Source organism: Phenylobacterium sp. CCH9-H3 (genome assembly GCF_001557235.1).
In the GTDB taxonomy this organism is placed as follows: domain Bacteria; phylum Pseudomonadota; class Alphaproteobacteria; order Caulobacterales; family Caulobacteraceae; genus Phenylobacterium.
Window position 1 is genome coordinate 1 of the sequence record NZ_LSJI01000054.1, and the last position, 15,951, is coordinate 15,951.

The 15,951-nt window shown below is 70.3% G+C and carries 15 protein-coding genes and 2 pseudogenes; 9 read left to right on the forward strand and 8 right to left on the reverse strand.

Translation table 11 applies throughout. The annotated features are described in order from the left end of the window. Window positions 1-230: pseudogene (locus tag AX721_RS27790) on the forward strand (EamA/RhaT family transporter); the annotation flags it as partial. Here the strand turns inward: AX721_RS27790 and AX721_RS04370 are convergent. Together AX721_RS04370 and AX721_RS04375 are read right to left on the reverse strand one after the other, a co-directional pair. Then, the gene (locus AX721_RS04370) at window positions 227-445 is read right to left on the reverse strand and encodes an alkylphosphonate utilization protein (RefSeq protein ID WP_231733259.1); all 219 of its coding nucleotides are present in this window, start codon (window positions 443-445) and stop codon (window positions 227-229) included. The pseudogene AX721_RS27790 and the gene AX721_RS04370 sit on opposite strands and share 4 nt — an antisense overlap. 159 nt (window positions 446-604) lie before the next feature. Next, window positions 605-1,372 carry a TOBE domain-containing protein gene (locus tag AX721_RS04375; RefSeq protein WP_068874808.1) on the reverse strand — a complete coding sequence of 256 codons (768 nt, stop codon included), beginning with the start codon at window positions 1,370-1,372 and terminating at the stop codon, window positions 605-607. A gap of 39 nt (window positions 1,373-1,411) precedes the next feature. Here AX721_RS04375 and modA point away from each other — a divergent pair, with 39 nt between their 5' ends. The 7 genes and pseudogenes from modA (at window position 1,412) to rodA (ending at window position 9,135) form a co-directional block, all read left to right on the forward strand. Next, the gene (gene modA / locus AX721_RS04380; protein WP_369796627.1) at window positions 1,412-2,158 is read left to right on the forward strand and encodes a molybdate ABC transporter substrate-binding protein; all 747 of its coding nucleotides are present in this window, start codon (window positions 1,412-1,414) and stop codon (window positions 2,156-2,158) included. Window positions 2,159-2,163: 5 nt separating this feature from the next. Next, window positions 2,164-2,838, forward strand: coding sequence for a molybdate ABC transporter permease subunit (gene modB, locus AX721_RS04385; RefSeq protein WP_068874842.1), 675 nt, complete (start codon window positions 2,164-2,166; stop codon window positions 2,836-2,838). A 248-nt stretch (window positions 2,839-3,086) separates the two neighbouring features. Beyond that, a complete protein-coding gene (locus AX721_RS04390) occupies window positions 3,087-4,130 on the forward strand; it encodes a rod shape-determining protein (protein WP_012522835.1) in 1,044 nt (347 codons plus the stop codon). A gap of 33 nt (window positions 4,131-4,163) precedes the next feature. Beyond that, a pseudogene (gene mreC / locus AX721_RS04395) lies at window positions 4,164-5,222 on the forward strand (rod shape-determining protein MreC); the annotation flags it as partial. 182 nt (window positions 5,223-5,404) lie between these two features. Then, complete coding sequence (locus AX721_RS04400; RefSeq protein ID WP_156467009.1) at window positions 5,405-5,917, forward strand: hypothetical protein; 513 nt, start codon at window positions 5,405-5,407, stop codon at window positions 5,915-5,917. A 102-nt stretch (window positions 5,918-6,019) separates the two neighbouring features. After that, window positions 6,020-7,984 (forward strand): penicillin-binding protein 2, encoded by a 1,965-nt coding sequence (mrdA, locus tag AX721_RS04405; RefSeq protein WP_082765479.1) that lies wholly within the window; start codon window positions 6,020-6,022, stop codon window positions 7,982-7,984. Then, window positions 7,981-9,135 carry a rod shape-determining protein RodA gene (rodA, locus tag AX721_RS04410; protein WP_068874811.1) on the forward strand — a complete coding sequence of 385 codons (1,155 nt, stop codon included), beginning with the start codon at window positions 7,981-7,983 and terminating at the stop codon, window positions 9,133-9,135. The genes mrdA and rodA overlap by 4 nt, the downstream gene beginning before the upstream one ends. A 4-nt stretch (window positions 9,136-9,139) precedes the next feature. Here rodA and AX721_RS04415 read toward each other — a convergent pair whose 3' ends face one another. The 3 genes from AX721_RS04415 to AX721_RS04425 are packed head-to-tail and all read right to left on the reverse strand — an operon-like array spanning window position 9,140 to window position 11,531. Further along, entirely contained in the window at window positions 9,140-9,523 is a 384-nt protein-coding gene (locus AX721_RS04415) for a nuclear transport factor 2 family protein (protein WP_068874812.1), read from the reverse strand. Between the two features lie 14 nt (window positions 9,524-9,537). After that, window positions 9,538-10,530 (reverse strand): prolyl aminopeptidase, encoded by a 993-nt coding sequence (pip, locus tag AX721_RS04420; RefSeq protein WP_068874813.1) that lies wholly within the window; start codon window positions 10,528-10,530, stop codon window positions 9,538-9,540. Window positions 10,531-10,538: 8 nt separating this feature from the next. Further along, window positions 10,539-11,531, reverse strand: coding sequence for an alpha/beta fold hydrolase (locus tag AX721_RS04425; protein WP_068874814.1), 993 nt, complete (start codon window positions 11,529-11,531; stop codon window positions 10,539-10,541). Window positions 11,532-11,615: 84 nt separating this feature from the next. On the opposite strand from AX721_RS04425, the gene AX721_RS04430 reads away from it, so the two are divergent. Then, entirely contained in the window at window positions 11,616-12,836 is a 1,221-nt protein-coding gene (locus AX721_RS04430; protein ID WP_068874815.1) for a multidrug effflux MFS transporter, read from the forward strand. Window positions 12,837-12,849: 13 nt separating this feature from the next. On the opposite strand, the gene AX721_RS04435 is transcribed toward AX721_RS04430, so the two are convergent. From AX721_RS04435 to AX721_RS04445, 3 genes are read right to left on the reverse strand one after another with little or no spacing between them, the layout of a single operon-like run. Beyond that, window positions 12,850-13,224, reverse strand: coding sequence for a DUF423 domain-containing protein (locus AX721_RS04435; RefSeq protein ID WP_068874816.1), 375 nt, complete (start codon window positions 13,222-13,224; stop codon window positions 12,850-12,852). Window positions 13,225-13,247: 23 nt separating this feature from the next. Next, a complete protein-coding gene (locus tag AX721_RS04440) occupies window positions 13,248-14,672 on the reverse strand; it encodes an amidase (protein ID WP_068874817.1) in 1,425 nt (474 codons plus the stop codon). Further along, window positions 14,672-15,949 (reverse strand): aminotransferase class III-fold pyridoxal phosphate-dependent enzyme, encoded by a 1,278-nt coding sequence (locus AX721_RS04445; RefSeq protein ID WP_068874818.1) that lies wholly within the window; start codon window positions 15,947-15,949, stop codon window positions 14,672-14,674. The genes AX721_RS04440 and AX721_RS04445 overlap by 1 nt, the downstream gene beginning before the upstream one ends. Window positions 15,950-15,951 lie beyond the last annotated feature (2 nt).

Below are 15,951 nucleotides of genomic sequence, written 5' to 3' on the forward strand. Positions count from 1 at the left end.
TGGCCTGGCGCTCGTCGCTGGCGGCGGGTTTCTTCGGCTCGGCGGCCTCGGCCTGCTGGTTCGGCGCCCTGGCCCTGGCGCCCGCCGCGCCCGTCCGGGCAGTGGGCCTGATCGAAGGGCCGATCGCCGCCGCCGTCGGTCGCAAGCTGTTCCGCGAGAAGCTGCGCCTACGCCAGTGGGTGGGCGGCGGCCTGACCGCCGTCGGCCTGCTGCTCTGTATCCTGGGCTAGTTCTTCTTCACGAACTCGGCGCGCAGGACGAGGCCCTTGATGGTCTCGTGCCGGCAGTCGATCTCCTGCGGGTCGCCGGTCAGGCGGATCGAGCGGATCACCGTGCCGCGCTTCAGGGTCTGGCCGCCGGCGCCCTTGACCTTGAGGTCCTTGATCAGGGTGACGGCGTCGCCGTCGGCCAGCAGGTTGCCCACCGCATCGCGCACCTCGACCACGCCCGCCTTGGCGGCGCGCTCGGCGGCCTCGGTGGCGCTGATCCACTCGCCGCTGGCCTCGTCGAACACGAAATCGTCGCTGCCGCTCATGCCTTGATCCCCCTTCAGGTGGCGCAGCCCTTAGAGCCTGGGCCCCGGTTCCGCCAGTCTCGCCCGCGCCTATTCCACCGCCAGGATCACGTGCGGCGCCTTGACGAGGGCGGTGACGCAGTCGCCGACGGAGAGCTCCAGGGCCTCCGCGCTCTCGAGCGTCACCGTGGCGACCAGGGTCTTGCCGGCGCCGATGTCGAGACGGATCTCGCTGTTGACCGCCCCGTCCTCGCGGCTCGCCACCCGGCCCGGGATCTGGTTGCGGGCCGAGGTGCGCAGGCCCTGTCCCTTGGCCAGGATCACGAAGCTGGACTTGATGAGGGCCACCGCCGGCGCGCCCTCGACCAGCGCCAGATCCTCGACGCTTTGGGCGGTGACCATCGCCACGATGTCCACCCCGTCGCCGAGGCGGAGCGTCACCTCGGCGTTCACGGCGCCGGGGGCGATGTGGGCGATGCGGCCCCGGAGGGCGTTGCGGGCGCTGGTCTTCATTCCGAGACTCCAGAACAGGTCGGCGCCGAGGCCCCGGTCCAGCTTGGCGAGGGCGGCGTCCATCTCGGCCTGCACCCGCCGGAAGGCCGCCAGGGCCGCCTGGCCGCGCGGCGTGACCTGGGCGGCGCCGCCGGCCTTGCCGCCAGGGGCAGCGACGATCAGCGGTGCGTCGAAGAGGTTGTTCAAGGCCTGCACCGCGTCCCACGCCGCCTTGTACGACAGGCCCACCTTGCGCGCGGCGGCGCTGATCGAGCCGAGCTCGCCTACCGCCTCCACCAGCGCCATCCTCGACAGGGCCACCCGCGGCAGGCCGGGCCGCTCCAGCGTCACCGAAGCGCTCAGCATGGCTTCACTCCGTTATGTAGTCCGGATACATAACGGATGATGCGGCGTGCGGCACTCATTCCTCTCGTCCTGGCGCTGCTGCTGGCGCCGGCTGCGGCGTTCGCCGCCGAGGTGAAGGTGGCGGTGGCGGCCAACTTCGCCGAACCGGCCAAGGCGATCGCCGCGCGGTTCAAGGCCCGCACGGGCCATGACGCCTCGCTGAGCTTCGGGTCTTCGGGCCAGTTCTACGCCCAGATCGCCAACGGCGCGCCGTTCGAGGTGCTGCTCTCGGCGGACCGCGAGCGGCCGGAGAAGGCGGAGGCCGAGGGGCTGGCGGTCGCCGGCAGCCGCTTCACCTACGCCGTGGGCCGGCTGGTCCTCTATTCGAGGACGCCGGGGCTGGTGGACGGCCGTGGCGCGGTGCTGACCCGCGGCGGCTTCGACAAGATCGCCATCGCCGATCCCAGGACCGCGCCTTACGGCGTGGCGGCGGTCGAGACGATGCGGAAGCTGGGGGTCTACGGCGCGCTGGGGCCCAGGCTGGTGCAGGGGACCTCGATCACCCAGACCTATCAGTTCGTGGACACAGGCGCGGCGGAACTGGGGTTCGTGGCGCTTTCACAGGTGGCGAGGGCGAAGGGCGGCTCGCGCTGGGTGGTCCCGGCGGCCAACCACACGCCCATCGACCAGCAGGCCGTGCTGCTGAAGACCGGCGCGGGCGACACGGCGGCGCGGGCTTTCATGACCTTCCTCAAAGGCCCCGAGGCCCGAGCGATCATCCGCAGCTACGGCTACGAGGCGCCTTGAGCGGCCTGGCCGACATCGTCGCGCTGACGCTGCGGCTGGCGGGGGTCACGACCCTGATCCTCCTGGTGCTGTCCACGCCCCTGGCCTGGTGGCTGGCGCGCAGCCGGGGCTGGAAGGCGGAGGTGGCCGGGGCGGTGGTGGCCCTGCCGCTGGTCCTGCCGCCCACGGTGCTGGGCTTCTACCTGCTGATCGCGCTGGGACCGAACAGCCCGCTGATGGCGCCGCTGCAGGCGTTGGGCGTGCGGACCCTGGCCTTCACCTTCGAGGGCCTGGTGATCGGCTCGGTGATCTATTCCCTGCCGTTCGCGGTGCAGCCGCTGCGCAACGCCTTCCAGGCGGTGGGCGAGGACAATCTGGACGCGGCCGCGATGCTGGGGGCCAGCGGGTGGCAGACCTTCTTCCGCGTCGCCCTGCCGCTGTCGGTCCCGGGCTATGTGGTGGCCGCGATCCTGACCTTCGCCCATACGATCGGGGAGTTCGGGGTGGTGCTGATGATCGGCGGGGGGATTCCCGGGACCACGAACGTGCTGTCGATCGAGATCTACAAGGCGGTGGAGGCGCTGGAATGGGGCCGGGCGCACGCCATGGCGGCCCTGCTGGCGGCCTTCGGCTTCGCGGTGGTTCTGACCCTTCTGAGGCTCGAACGGCGCGTCTCCGCGCCCCTGCTCAACGAGCGGTAGATCGCGATTTTGGCGGCTGCGTCGGGAATCAGGCGATTCCGCGGCGATACGCCTCGGGGTTTTCGCGCGCGACGCGAAAGCGCATACGTCTCATTAAGCCTTGAAATGGCTAATTCGGCAGGGCAGAGGGACGTCAAAGCCCGCCAGACAAAGCGTAGCGACTCGACGCATCCTTCGCGCGTCGGTCGGAGCGCCTTTGGCACCCTCTGTCGGCTCGCGTCTTCCGCCCCTTTCCCTCAGGGCCTTGCATGATCTCTTCGCTCTTCGGCGCCATCTCGAACGATATCGCCATCGACCTCGGCACCGCCAACACCCTCATCTACATGAAGGGAAAGGGCATCGTGCTGAACGAGCCCTCGGTGGTCGCGCTGCGTAACGTGGGCGGCCGCAAGGTCGTGCACGCCGTCGGCATCGAGGCCAAGCAGATGCTGGGCCGCACGCCGGGCCACATGGAGGCCATCCGCCCCATGCGCGACGGGGTCATCGCCGACTTCGAAGTCGCCGAAGAGATGATCAAGTACTTCATCCGCAAGGTTCACAACCGCAAGGGCTTCGTGAACCCCAAGGTGATCGTGTGCGTGCCCTCGGGCGCCACTGCGGTGGAGCGCCGCGCCATCAACGATTCCTGCCTGAACGCGGGCGGGCGCCGCGTGGGCCTGATCGACGAGCCGATGGCCGCCGCGATCGGCGCCGGCCTGCCGATCCACGAGCCCACCGGCTCGATGGTGGTCGACATCGGCGGCGGCACCACCGAGGTGGCCGTGCTGTCGCTCTCGGGCATCGTCTATTCGCGCTCGGTCCGCGTCGGCGGCGACAAGATGGACGAGGCGATCATCAGCTACATGCGCCGCAACCATAACCTCCTGATCGGCGAGACCACGGCCGAGCGGATCAAGAAGGAGATCGGCACGGCCCGCGCGCCGGCCGACGGCGAGGGCCTGTCCATCGAGGTCAAGGGCCGCGACCTGATGCAGGGCGTGCCGCGCGAGGTTCGCATCTCCGAGAAGCAGGCGTCCGACGCGCTCTCAGAGCCGGTCGGCCAGATCGTCGACGCGGTGAAGATGGCGCTGGAAGCCACGCCGCCCGAGCTGGCCTCCGACATCGCCGACAAGGGGATCATGCTGACGGGCGGCGGCGCGCTGCTCCGCGGCCTGGACGCCGAGATCCGCGACCACACGGGCCTGCCGGTGACCGTGGCCGACGATCCGCTGTCGTGCGTGGCCCTGGGCTGCGGCAAGGTGCTCGAACATCCCAAGTGGATGAAGGGCGTCCTGGAATCCACGCTGGCGTAGGAACGCGCCGAAGGGCGGTAGGGGCGAACCTCCATGTCCTTGAGGGACAACCCGCTCGGCGAACTGAGGGTCCCGCTGACCTGGACGGCGGGCATCGTGTTCATCGTCGTGCTGATCGCATCGGTCGCGATCCTGCTCAGCGACCGCCGGGAGGCGTACGACACCGACGCCTACGGCAACCCCCGCACCCTGTCCGATCGGGTGATGGCGCCGGTGGGGGATGCGCTGTCCACGCCGGGCCGCCTGACGGGCGAGGGCGTGGAGGGGATCCGCGGCTATTTCTTCGCGGTCTCCGAGAACCGCCGCCTGCGCGCCGAGCTGGAGAACATGCGCCAGTGGCGTGACGTCGCCATCGCGCTGCGGGACACCAACGAGCGCTATCGTACGATCCTGGGCCTGAAGACCGACCCGCCGATCCCGATGGCGACGGCGCGGATCGTCACCGACTCCCGCGGGCCCTTCGCCCACTCGCGCCTGGCCAACGCCGGCAGCGAGAAGGGGATCAAGCCGGGCAACCCGGTGATGAGCGAGAACGGCCTGGTGGGCCGGGTCGTCGGCGTCACGGAGGGCGTCAGCCGGGTGCTGCTGCTCACCGACGCGGCCTCGCGCACCCCGGTGATGATCGACCGCACCAACGCCCGCGCCATCCTGACCGGCGACGGCGGACCGAACCCGAAGCTGGAGTACCTGCGCGGCCAGGAGCCGGTGAAGAGCGGCGACCGCATCCTGACCTCGGGCGATGGGGGCGTCTTCCCCCGCGGCCTGCCGGTGGGCGTGGCGGTGAAGGGCCTGGATGGCCGCTGGCGGGTGGTGCTGGCGTCGGACAAGGCGCCGGTCGACCTCGTGCGGATCCTGCTGTTCGAGGACTTCACCCAGGTGGCCGACACCCGGAAGCTGCAGCAGACCGTCACCCCGCCGCCCACACCGGGCGCCTCCACCCTGCCGCCGCCTGCGCCGGAGGCCGCGGCTGCGGCCACGCCGGCCCCTGCTACGGGAACGGCCGCCGCCCCAGCGACGCCCGCGCCCAAGACCACGCCGCCGGCCCAGCCGGCCGCCAAGACCCTCACGCCACAACCCAAGACGGGCGCGCCGCCGGCGAAGACGTCCGCAACCCCGGGGCCCACGGCGTCCCCGACCGCGGCGCCGAAGACCGCGACGCCCAAGACCTCGGCGACGCCGGCGGCCAAGGCCCCGGCGCCCCAGACGCCCGCACCGAAGACGCCCGCACCGAAGACGCCAGCGCCCAAGACCTCGCAGCCGACGGGAACCCCGCCGTGAGCGGCGGCGCGCGTCCGCTCGCGCCCTGGCGCTGGCTGGGCGTGCCGATGCTCTGGGTGATGGCGGCCAGCTTCGTCTTCGCCATGCCGCTGCGCTTCTGGGGCCTGGGCCTGCCGGAGCCGGTGTTCGCCTTGCCGGTCGTCTTCGCCTGGGCGGTGATCCGCCCGTCGATGCTGGCCCCGGTCGGCGTGATGCTGATGGGGATCTATCTGGACTTCCTGTGGGGCAGCCCGACCGGCTTCTGGGCGGTTTGCCTGCTGCTTCCCTACGGCGTCGTGCTGGGCGCGCGCAGCATCCTGGCGGGCCAGAGCCAGGTGATGATGTGGATCTGGTACGGCCTCGCCACGGCCCTGGCGATCGGCGCCGGCTACCTCTTCACGATGCTCGACACCCAGAACGCGCCGAATGCCGCATCGGTGGGTTGGCAATTTCTCGCTACGGTCGTTCTCTATCCCTTCGCCGACCGGCTCATCGATCGCTTCGAGGATGCCGACGTGAGGTTCCGCTAGGATGACCCTACTTCGCCAAGGCTTCCTGCTTCGCCAAGGCTACGCAGGACAGGTCGCTCTAGGAGGACGTGTCCTCCGTAGCTCCGACAGGAGCGTAGGAGGATGACGCAACCGGCCATCTTCTTCGCCGAGGTCAACGAGCGGCAGGGCGTGTTCCACCGGCGCGCCATCCTGCTGGGCGGTTTCGCGGGCCTGGGCATCACGGCGCTGGGCGCGCGGCTGGCCTATCTGCAGTTGTTCGAGACCCAGCGGTTCGAGAAGCTGGCCACCTCGAACCAGTTCAACTTCAAGCTGGCGCCGGCGCCGCGGGGCGTGATCGTCGACCGCAATGGCGCGGTGCTCGCGGCCAACCGCCCGAACTTCCGGCTGATGGTGGCGCGCGACAAGGGCCTGGACACAGAGGCGACGCTCAAGACCCTGGCCAACTTCGTGCCCCTGGACGAGGCGCGCCAGCGGCGCCTGCTCCGCGACATCAACACCGCCCCCAAGCGCGCGCCGGTCTCGGTGATGGAGGACATGAGCTGGGAGCAGTTCTCGGCCATCAACGTCCGCGCCCCGGAGCTGCCCGGCGTCAGCGCTGACGTGGGCGAGGTGCGGGTCTATCCGCACGGCGGCGCCTTCGCCCACGTGATCGGCTACGTGGCCAAGGTGAACAAGGAAGACATCGACAAGACGCCCAACCCCGACCCGATCATGCTCCACCCGGGCTTCCGCATCGGCAAACAGGGGGTGGAGAAGGCCCTCGACGCCGAGCTGCGCGGGCGTGCGGGCGCGCACAAGGTCGAGGTGGACGCCAACGGCCGCGAAGTGCGGCACGACCAGGACGGCGACATCCCGGCGGTGCCGGGCCAGGAGGTGCAGCTCACCCTGGACGTCGACATCCAGAACCGGGCGCTGGAGGTGTTCGGCGAGGAGAGCGGCGGCGCGGTGATGATGGACTGCCGCACCGGCGACATCCTCTGCATGACCTCGGCGCCCTCGTTCGACGCCAACCGCTTCGTGCGCGGGCTCACCGGGGCGGAGTACCGCGCCCTGGCCGGCTACGAGCGCAAGCCGCTGTTGGACAAGTGCCTGTCGGGCCTCTACCCGCCCGGCTCGACCTTCAAGACCATGACGGCCCTGGCGATCCTGATGGCCGGGATCAGCCCGGAGGAGCGGGTCGGCTGCGGCGGCGGCATGCAGTTCGGCGGCCGCTTCTTCCACTGCCACAAGCGCGGCGGGCACGGGTCGCAGAACCTGCACGAGGCGATCAAGAACTCCTGCGACACCTATTTCTATTCGATGTCGCTGCGGGTCGGGCCGGACCGCATCGCCCAGGCGGCGCGCGCCTTCGGCCTGGGACAGACCTTCGACATCGGCATCCCGGGCCAGAAGAAGGGCATCGTTCCCGATCCGGCCTGGAAGAAGCGCTACTTCTCGAAGAACGAGGCCCAGCAGCCCTGGTGGCCCGGCGAGAACCTGTCGTACGCCATCGGCCAGGGCTACCTGCAGGTGAACTGCCTGCAGCTCGCGGTGATGACCGCGCGCCTGGCCAACACCCACTACAAGGCGCTGAACCCCCGGCTCATCAAGTCGGTGGGGGGCAAGGAGTGGCCGCGAGGCTCGGACGTGCCCGATCTGCCGTTCCCGCGGGAGTACATCGACCGGGTGCGCAGCGGGATGGCGGCGGTGACCGACCAGAGCCAGGGGGGCACCGCCTGGCGGGCCAGCCAGCTCGGCCTGGGCGACATCCTGATGGCCGGCAAGACCGGCACCGCCCAGGTGCGCAACTACGACAGCGGCGGATCGCGCGGGAAGGGCGGGACCTGGGGGCTGCGCGACCACGGCCTCTTCGTCGCCTTCGCGCCCCTCGACGTCCCGCGCTACGCCCTGGCGGTCATCGTCCAGCACGGGATGGGCGGATCGACCGCGGCCGCGCCGCGCGCGCGGGAGATCATGCGGACGGCCCTGCTGAAGGACCCGGAACTGATCTCGCGCATCCAGAAGCCGCTGCCGATGCCGGAGATCGTGCCCGACCCCGAACTCGACACCGTGCCGACGGTTTCAACGACGCAGGCCGCCGAATGACCGTCTCCGCCCTGACCCGCCCCGGCGAACGCGACCGCCTCATCGTCAAGCTGTCCGAGCTGGACTGGGTGTTCATCCTGGTGCTGTGCCTGATCGCGGGCGCGGGCAGCCTGATGCTGTTCTCGATCGCCGGCTCGTCCTGGACGCCGTGGGCCGCCGCCCACCTCAGCCGCTTCGGCATCTGCCTGGTGTTGATGATCGCCCTGGCGATGATCGACATCCGCGTGTGGTTCGCTCTGGCCTATCCGGTCTATGGCCTGGGGCTGCTGCTGCTGGTGGCGGTGGAGGCGGTGGGCGACGTGCGCCTGGGCGCCCAGCGATGGTTGTCCATCGGCGGCTTCAGCTTCCAGCCGTCCGAGGTGATGAAGCTGGGGATCGTGCTGGCGCTGGCGCGGCTCTATCACGGCGTGTCGGCCGAGCGGGCGCGGCTGTCGTGGTGGCTGCTGGCGCCGGCGGCGATGATCGGGGCCCCGGTGCTCCTCGTGGCGCACCAGCCGGATCTGGGCACCGCCATGCTGATCGCCCTGACCGGCGGGGCCATCGTGATGCTGGCGGGCCTGTCGTGGAAGGTCATCGGCGTCGCGCTGGCCGCGTTCCTGGCGGTGATCCCGCCGTTCGTGATGTTCGGGATGCACGACTACCAGCGCCAGCGGGTGCTGACGTTCCTGGATCCCGAGAGCGACCCCTCCGGTTCCGGCTATCATATCCTGCAGTCGATGATCGCCCTGGGCTCGGGCGGGCTCCTGGGCAAGGGCTACGGCCTGGGCTCGCAGAGCCAGCTCAACTTCCTGCCCGAGAAGCAGACCGACTTCATCTTCGCGACCCTGGCCGAGGAGTTCGGCTTCGTGGGGTGCGTGTCGGTGCTGGTGCTCTATGCGGCGGTGATCTTCATGGCCCTGCGGACCTCGTACCTCAGCCACAGCCATTTCGGCCGGCTGGCGGCGGCGGGCGTCACGGCGACCTTCACCCTCTACGTCCTGATCAACGGGGCCATGGTGATGGGCCTGGCGCCCGTGGTGGGCGTGCCGATGCCGATGCTGAGCTATGGCGGCACGGTGATGCTGACGGTGATGATCGGCTTCGGTCTGGTGCAGTCGGTGCGCGTCCACCGCTACGCCGAGGTCACCAGCGGCAAGGGCAGCTTCGTCTGACCCCTCAGAAGGGCTCGAAGCAGTCGTAGTTGCGCTGGCGGCGGATCCTGTCGCCCTCGAACTCGAAGAACACGCCGAAGCGGGCCTTCATGGCGTCGCCGGGCTTCAGCGAGCGCAGCGGCACCGCCAGGACGCCCCGCCACAGCACCTCGCAGGCCAGCCGGTCGCCGTCCTCGATGAGGTTGACGATCTCATAGGTCTCGGCGGTCAGCACGTGCCGGCCGCGGGCGTTCGCCTCCCGAAGTTCCGTCATGGTCCGGCGGGCGCCGGCCGGAACCAGGGCGTTGGGAAACTCCTCCTGCACCGCATCCTCGGTGAAGAAGGCGAGGCTGTCCCCCCGGGTCTCGATGGCCTTGAGGTAGGCGCGGACGATGTCGGCGCGGCTCATGGGACGGTGGCCGCCTACAGCTTCAGCGCCTGGTCCGTCGCCCGGACCAGGGCGTCGACGATGCCGGGCTCGGTGGAGGCGTGGCCGGCGTCCCAGACCACCTCGAACCGCGCGTTCGGCCAGGCGGACTTGAGGCGCCAGGCGCTCTCCATGGGGGTCACCACGTCGAAACGGCCCTGCACGATCCAGCCGGGAATGTCCTTCAGCCGGGCGGCGTTCTGGACCAGCCAGTCGGGGGTGTCGAAGAAGCCGCCGTTGACGAAGAAGTGGCACTCGATGCGGGCGAAGGCGATGGCGAAGTCGATCTCGTTGAACTTCGAGGGCCGCGCCTCGGGGCCGCGGATCGAGATGGTGTCGCCTTCCCACTGGCTCCAGGCGGCCGCGGCCTCGGCCTGGACGCGGCGGTCGGGGCTGGTCAGGCGCTTGTGGTAGGCCGCCATCATGTCGCCGCGCTCGGCCGGCGGGATCGGCGCGCAGAACCGGGCCCAGGCGTCGGGGAACAGCATCGAGGCGCCGTCCTGGTAGAACCAGCGCAGCTCGCGCTCGGTCACCAGGAAGATGCCGCGCAGGACCAGGCTTTCGACCCGGTCGGGGTGCTTGATGGCGTAGGCCAGCGCCAGCGTGGAGCCCCAGGAGCCGCCGAACACGCACCACTTCTCGACGCCCAGGTGCTCGCGCAGCCGCTCGATGTCTTCGATAAGGGACCAGGTGGTGTTGTCCTCGAGGCTGGCGTTGGGGCGGCTCTTGCCGCAGCCCCGCTGGTCGAACAGCGCCATCCGCCACTTCGCCGGGTCGAAGAACCGCCGCATGGTGGGGTTGATCGCCCCGCCCGGGCCGCCGTGCAGGATGACGCACGGCTTGCCCTTTGGGTTGCCGCACTCCTCGTAGAAGATCTCGTGCGGGCCGCCGGTGGACAGCCAGCCGCTGGCGAACGGCTCGTTGTCGGGAAACAGGCCGCGGCGATGGTCGTGCGAGCCGACGGCGGGGGCCGGGGTGTTTCTTTCCATGCGCCCTTCTACTTCGGGAAGCGCCTGTCCAGCCAGTCCAGCGTGAGGCGGTTCACTTCCTCCGGTTTCTCCTGCTGTGTCCAGTGGCCCGATCCGCGCACCATATGGGTCTCCAGGTCGCCGATGAAGGCGGGCATGGGCTCGGCCATCGCCGGCGACAGGACGGCGTCCAGCTCGGCCGTGATCATCAGGCAGGGCAGGCCGTCGATGCGGGTGGGAAGGTCTGCCGACCGCTCCCAGTTGCGGGTGAAGTTCCGATACCAGCTCACCGGGCCGAAGAAGCCGCCGTCGCGGAAGGCGTCGGCGAACACCGCCAGCTCTTCGGGCGTCAGCAATTGTTCCGGGCCGGTCTGACCGTCCCAGCCGCGGAGCATGTCGCGGAACGCGAAGTTGGAGCCGCCTTCGCCGTCGCCGGACAGCCCGCCGCCAGCGGGGGCCAGGGCGGCCGGCTTGCGCATGAAAAAGCGCATCGTCTTGGCGGTGTCGGCGCCGAGCACGGCTTCCGGCTCGTCCGGGTTCTGGAACCAGACGATGTACATGTCCGGCCCGAAGCGGTTGCGCATGATGGCGATGGGGTCCGCGGGAGCGCGGGGGATGAAGGGCGTATTGAGGCCGATGACGCCGGCCACCCGATCCGGATGCATCAGCGGCATCTGCCAGACCACGATGCCGCCCCAGTCGTGGCCGACGAAGATCGCCTTCTCGACGCCCTGGTGGTCCAGGAGGCCGACGAGGTCGCCGGTCAGGTGCTCCAGGTCGTAGTCCGCGACGCCGCCGGGCTTCGACGACAGGCCATAGCCCCGCTGGTCCGGCGCGATCACCCAGCGGCCGGCGTCCCCAAAGGCCTTGATCTGGTGGCGCCAGGAGAAGGCGAGCTCGGGGAAGCCGTGGCAGAGCACGATCGGCACGCCCTCGCGGGGGCCGGCCTCGTAATAGGCGATCTCGACGCCATTTACAGACGCACGCTTCGCGGGCGGCATCATGGATTCCAGCGCCGACATCTCGTCCTCCCATCCGTTTGGCGGCGAGCATGGCCGCAATTGGGGTTTCCCTGAACCCCTCTTGGCCAGTAGGGCATAGGCACCGTGACGTCCGCCAACGCCCCCCACACGCCACCCGCCCGCACGCCCTGGGGTCTGGTGATCCTCTTAGGGTCGCTGACCGCCCTCGGGCCGCTCGCCATCGACATGTACCTGCCCAGCCTGCCGGCCATCGGCGCGGCGCTGGCGGCCGAACCGTCCCAGACCCAGGCGACCGTGGCCGCCTTCCTGGCCTTCCTGGCCGGCATGGCGATCGGCCAGCTGATCTATGGCCCGGCTTCGGACCGGCTTGGCCGTCGCGGCCCGATCCTGTTCGGGGTGGTTGTCTTCGTGCTGGCCTCCATCGGCTGCGCCATGGCCCAGACGGTGGACCAGTTGCTGCTCGGCCGCTTCGTCCAGGCGCTGGGCGCCTGCGCAGGCGGGGTGGTGGTGCGCGCGGTGGTCCGCGACCAGTTCGACCACACCGACACGGCCCGCATCCTCAGCCTGATGATGCTGATCATGGGCCTCGCGCCGATCCTGGCGCCGATGCTGGGCGGCGTGCTGCTGGGGCTGGGCGACTGGTCGTGGAACTTCTGGTTCATGGCGGCCACCGGGGTGGCGATCGGGCTCGCGGCGTTCCTGCGGCTGAAGGAATCGCGATCCGAGGCGACGGCGCTGCAGGCCAGTCGCGAGAACCCGCTGCAGTCCTATCTGGCGGTCCTGCGCCAACGGCGGCTGGTGGGCTATGCCCTGTGCGGGGCGCTGAACGGCGCGACGCTGTTCACCTACATCTCGGCCTCGCCGGAGCTGATGATGGGGACCTACGGGATCCCGGTGGCGGTGTTCCCGTTCGTCTTCGGCCTCAACGCCTTCGCCGTGATCGGCTCCAGCCAGCTCAACCGGCTGGCCCTGCGGCGGGCCACGACCGACGAGGTGCTGTCCCGGGCCAGCAACGTGGCCCTGGTCTTCGGCGCCTTGCTGGCCCTGGCCGCCCTGACCGGGGTTGGCGGGAAGTGGACGGTGCTGCCGCTGCTGTTCCTGCTGCTGGGCAGCTACGGCTTCATGCAGGGGAACACCACGGCGGGCGCCCTCAGCGTCGATCCGCTGCGGTCGGGGGCGACCTCGGCCCTGCTGGGCGCGGCCTCGTTCGCCGCGGGCGCTCTGGCGGCCAGCCTGGCGGGCCTGCTGCACGACGGCACCGCGCGCCCCGTGGCCCTGGTGATGCTGGGCGCCCTGATCGGCTCGGCCGTATCCCTGCGGATGCTCGCCCTGCGTCCGGAATAGCTGCGCTGCCGCCTTAGGGATCCACGCCGCGGGCGGACCAGGCCAGCACGCCCCAGCCGATCAGGAACAGCACGCCGCCGATCGGCGTGATGGCGCCGAACCAGCGCGGCGCGCCGAGGGCCATGGCGTAGAGCGAGCCCGAGAAGACCGCCACGCCCGACAGGAAGAAGGCCGGGGCCAGCCGCGCGCGTCGCGCGCCGATGTTGATGAAGGTGGCGCAGGCGAACGTGGCCATGGTGTGCATGAAGCCGTAGGTCGACCCCGTGCGCAGCCACTCCTGCGCCTTGGGATCGGTCACCCCATGGGCGGCGAACGCGCCCACGGCGACGGCGACGAAGCCGCCGATCGCGGCCAGCGTCATCCAGTTCCGCCGCGTCCAGAACCTCATCCGCACCACCCCTCAGCCCAGGGTCATCCCCATACAGCAGGCCGACGGTCTTTCCAGGGGGCTTCCTTTTCGAGCTGGGCGGCCAGGCGGAAGAGGGTGGCTTCGTCGGCGTAGCGGCCGGTGAACATCATCCCGATCGGCAGGCCGTTCGCGTCCATCTCCAGCGGCAGGCTCATGGACGGCTGACCCGAGAAGTTGAACGGCGGGGTGAACGGGAAGGTTCGGCCCTGGCGGCGGTTCACTTCCTTGGGTTCCAGGTTCACCGGGTCGATGAAGCCGATCTCGGGCACCGGCGTGCCCAGGACCGGCGTCAGGTAGACGTCCACGTCCTCGAAGAAGGCCAGGGTCTGCCGGTTCAGCATCCGGGTTTCCTGCAGCGAGCGCATGGCGTCGGCGCCGGTCTGGCGACGGCCGGCCTTCAGCGTCGCCCAGGTGAGGGGCTCCAGCTCATGCTCCTCGGGCTCGCGGCCGACCTGGGCGATGAGGCGGTCCATGCCGGCCGCGAAGTTGCCGGCGGCGGCGGGACCGCGCGAGGCGTAGAGGGCGCGGTAGTCGATGCCGAGGCCCTTCTCGACCACCTCATGGCCCAGGGCCTTCAGCAGGGCGGCGGTGCGTTCGAGGGCGGCCTGGATTTCCGGGTCGATGGGCCGGCCGGAGGGCGTCTCGGACGACCAGGCGATGCGCAGGCGGCCGGGGCTTCTGGTGATCTCCTCGACGTAGGGGCGGTCCTTCGCCGGTGCGGGATAGGCCTGGTAGGGATCGGCGTAGCCGGTGGCGTCGAGCATGGCGGCGCTGTCACGGACCGTGCGTGTGACGACGTGGTCGACCACATTGCCGAGGGCGTAGTCGAAGCCGTCGGGCAGGTTCGGGTTGCGGTCGCGGGTGACCTTCAGGCCCACCAGGCCGCAGCAGGCGGCGGGGATGCGGATGGAGCCCAGCCCGTCGGAGGCGTGGGCCAACGGGACGATGCCGGCCGCCACGGCGGAGGCCGCGCCGCCGGACGAGCCGCCCGAGATGTGGTTCGGGTTCCAGGGGTTGCGGCAGGCGCCCAGGTGCTGGCCCTCGGTCGTGCCGGTGATGCCGTATTCCGGCGTGTTGGTCTTGCCCAGCGGCACGACGCCGGCGGCGCGGTAGCGGGCGGTGAGGCCGCCGTCCTCGTCATCGACGATGTGGGCGGCGAAGCGGCTGCCGAAGCTGCGGGGCCAGCCGGCCACCGGCATGCCCAGGTCCTTGATCAGGAACGGCACGCCGCGGAACGGCCCGTCGGGCAGGGGCCCGGCCGCCCGCCGGCGGGCGTCGTCATAGCCCTTGTAGACCACGGCGTTCAGGGTCGGGTTGTGGGTCTCGATCCGCTGGATGGCGGCTTCGACCAGTTCGGCGGGCGTCACCTGCTTCTTGGCCACCAACTCGGCCAGGCCCAGGCCGTCGTACTCGGAATAGTCGTCCATCAGCGGGCTCCGGCGGAGAGGAAGGCGAGCTTCTCGACGGGCGACAGGTCGCGGACCTGTTTCCTCAGCGCGGCGAACGCGCCCTCGGCGGCGTCGAGGGTCTGGGCGATGTCGGCGGGCGTCATGGCCGCGCACAGGAACATGTTGTGCCAGGGGTGCACGTAGACGCCGCGGTGCAGCATCTCGGACGACCAGCAGAAGCCTTTGCGCAGGTCCGGGTCGTCGTCGAACAGGAATAGGGGCATGACGCCCGGCCCGGTCTGGCGGAAGCCGAAGCCTGCGGCTTCGGCGCGCTCGGCAAGGCCTGTGCGCAGGGTTTGCCCAAGGTCGGTGATGCGCTCCAGATAGTCGGTCTCGCGGATTAGCCGCAGGGTCTCCAGCGCCGCCGCCATGGTGGCCGCCTGGAACCAGAACGAGCCCGTCACATAGATCGAGGCGGCGGCGGCGCGGGCCTTGTCATTGCCCAGCATCACCGACAGCGGATGGCCGTTGGCTAGGCACTTGCCCCAGGTGGAGAGGTCCGGCTGCACGCCGATGCGGCTCCACGAGCAGTCGCGCGACAGGCGGAAGCCGGCGCGGACCTCGTCGACGATCAGCAGCGCGCCGGTCTGGTCGCAGAGCTCGCGGGCGCGGCGGGCGTAGGCGGGGTCGGGATCGACCTGGTCGATGAAGGCGTCGTGCTTGAAAGGGGCGGCGAAGACGGCGGCGAGGTCGTCTCCCGCCTTGGCCACCGCGGCCTCCAGGCTGGCGACGTCGTTGTAATCGCAGAAGATCTGATGCGCCCTGTCGCTGTCGATGACGCCGGCGGGCCGGGGCGTGCACCACGGAATCGCGCCGTGGTAGGCGCCCTTGGCCCGGATCAACACGCGGCGCTTCGTATGCGCCCGCGCCGTGGTGAGCGCCATGGTGGTGGCGTCCGTCCCGTTCTTGCAGAAGATCGCCCAGTCGGCATGGCTGACCATGCGGGTGAGGGCCTCGGCCAGTTCGACCATCAGGCCGGTCGGGCCGGTAAGCGTGTCGCCCCGCTCGAGCTGGCGGACATAGGCCGCATCGATCTCGGGATGGGCGTAGCCGAACAGATTGGGCCCGTAGGCGCACATGTAGTCGAGGTAGCGCTTCCCGTCGGCGTCCCAGATGTGGGCGCCTTCGCCGCGCTCGAAGAACTGCGGGTAGTCGTCGGGCAGCAGGCCGACCGACTGGTGGCCATACATCCCGCCCGGGATGACCGCGGCGGCGCGCTCCCGAAGCTCGCGGTCGTGGCTGTTGCTCCGGCTCATGG

Coding starts and splice junctions, on each gene's coding strand:
- AX721_RS04375 (WP_068874808.1), bottom strand. CDS start 1,372: ATGCTGAGCGCTTCGGTGACGCTGGAGCGGCCCGGCCTGCCGCGGGTG.
- modA (WP_369796627.1), top strand. CDS start 1,412: ATGCGGCGTGCGGCACTCATTCCTCTCGTCCTGGCGCTGCTGCTGGCG.
- AX721_RS04390 (WP_012522835.1), top strand. CDS start 3,087: ATGATCTCTTCGCTCTTCGGCGCCATCTCGAACGATATCGCCATCGAC.
- mrdA (WP_082765479.1), top strand. CDS start 6,020: ATGACGCAACCGGCCATCTTCTTCGCCGAGGTCAACGAGCGGCAGGGC.
- rodA (WP_068874811.1), top strand. CDS start 7,981: ATGACCGTCTCCGCCCTGACCCGCCCCGGCGAACGCGACCGCCTCATC.
- AX721_RS04415 (WP_068874812.1), bottom strand. CDS start 9,523: ATGAGCCGCGCCGACATCGTCCGCGCCTACCTCAAGGCCATCGAGACC.
- pip (WP_068874813.1), bottom strand. CDS start 10,530: ATGGAAAGAAACACCCCGGCCCCCGCCGTCGGCTCGCACGACCATCGC.
- AX721_RS04425 (WP_068874814.1), bottom strand. CDS start 11,531: ATGTCGGCGCTGGAATCCATGATGCCGCCCGCGAAGCGTGCGTCTGTA.
- AX721_RS04435 (WP_068874816.1), bottom strand. CDS start 13,224: ATGAGGTTCTGGACGCGGCGGAACTGGATGACGCTGGCCGCGATCGGC.
- AX721_RS04440 (WP_068874817.1), bottom strand. CDS start 14,672: ATGGACGACTATTCCGAGTACGACGGCCTGGGCCTGGCCGAGTTGGTG.
- AX721_RS04445 (WP_068874818.1), bottom strand. CDS start 15,949: ATGAGCCGGAGCAACAGCCACGACCGCGAGCTTCGGGAGCGCGCCGCC.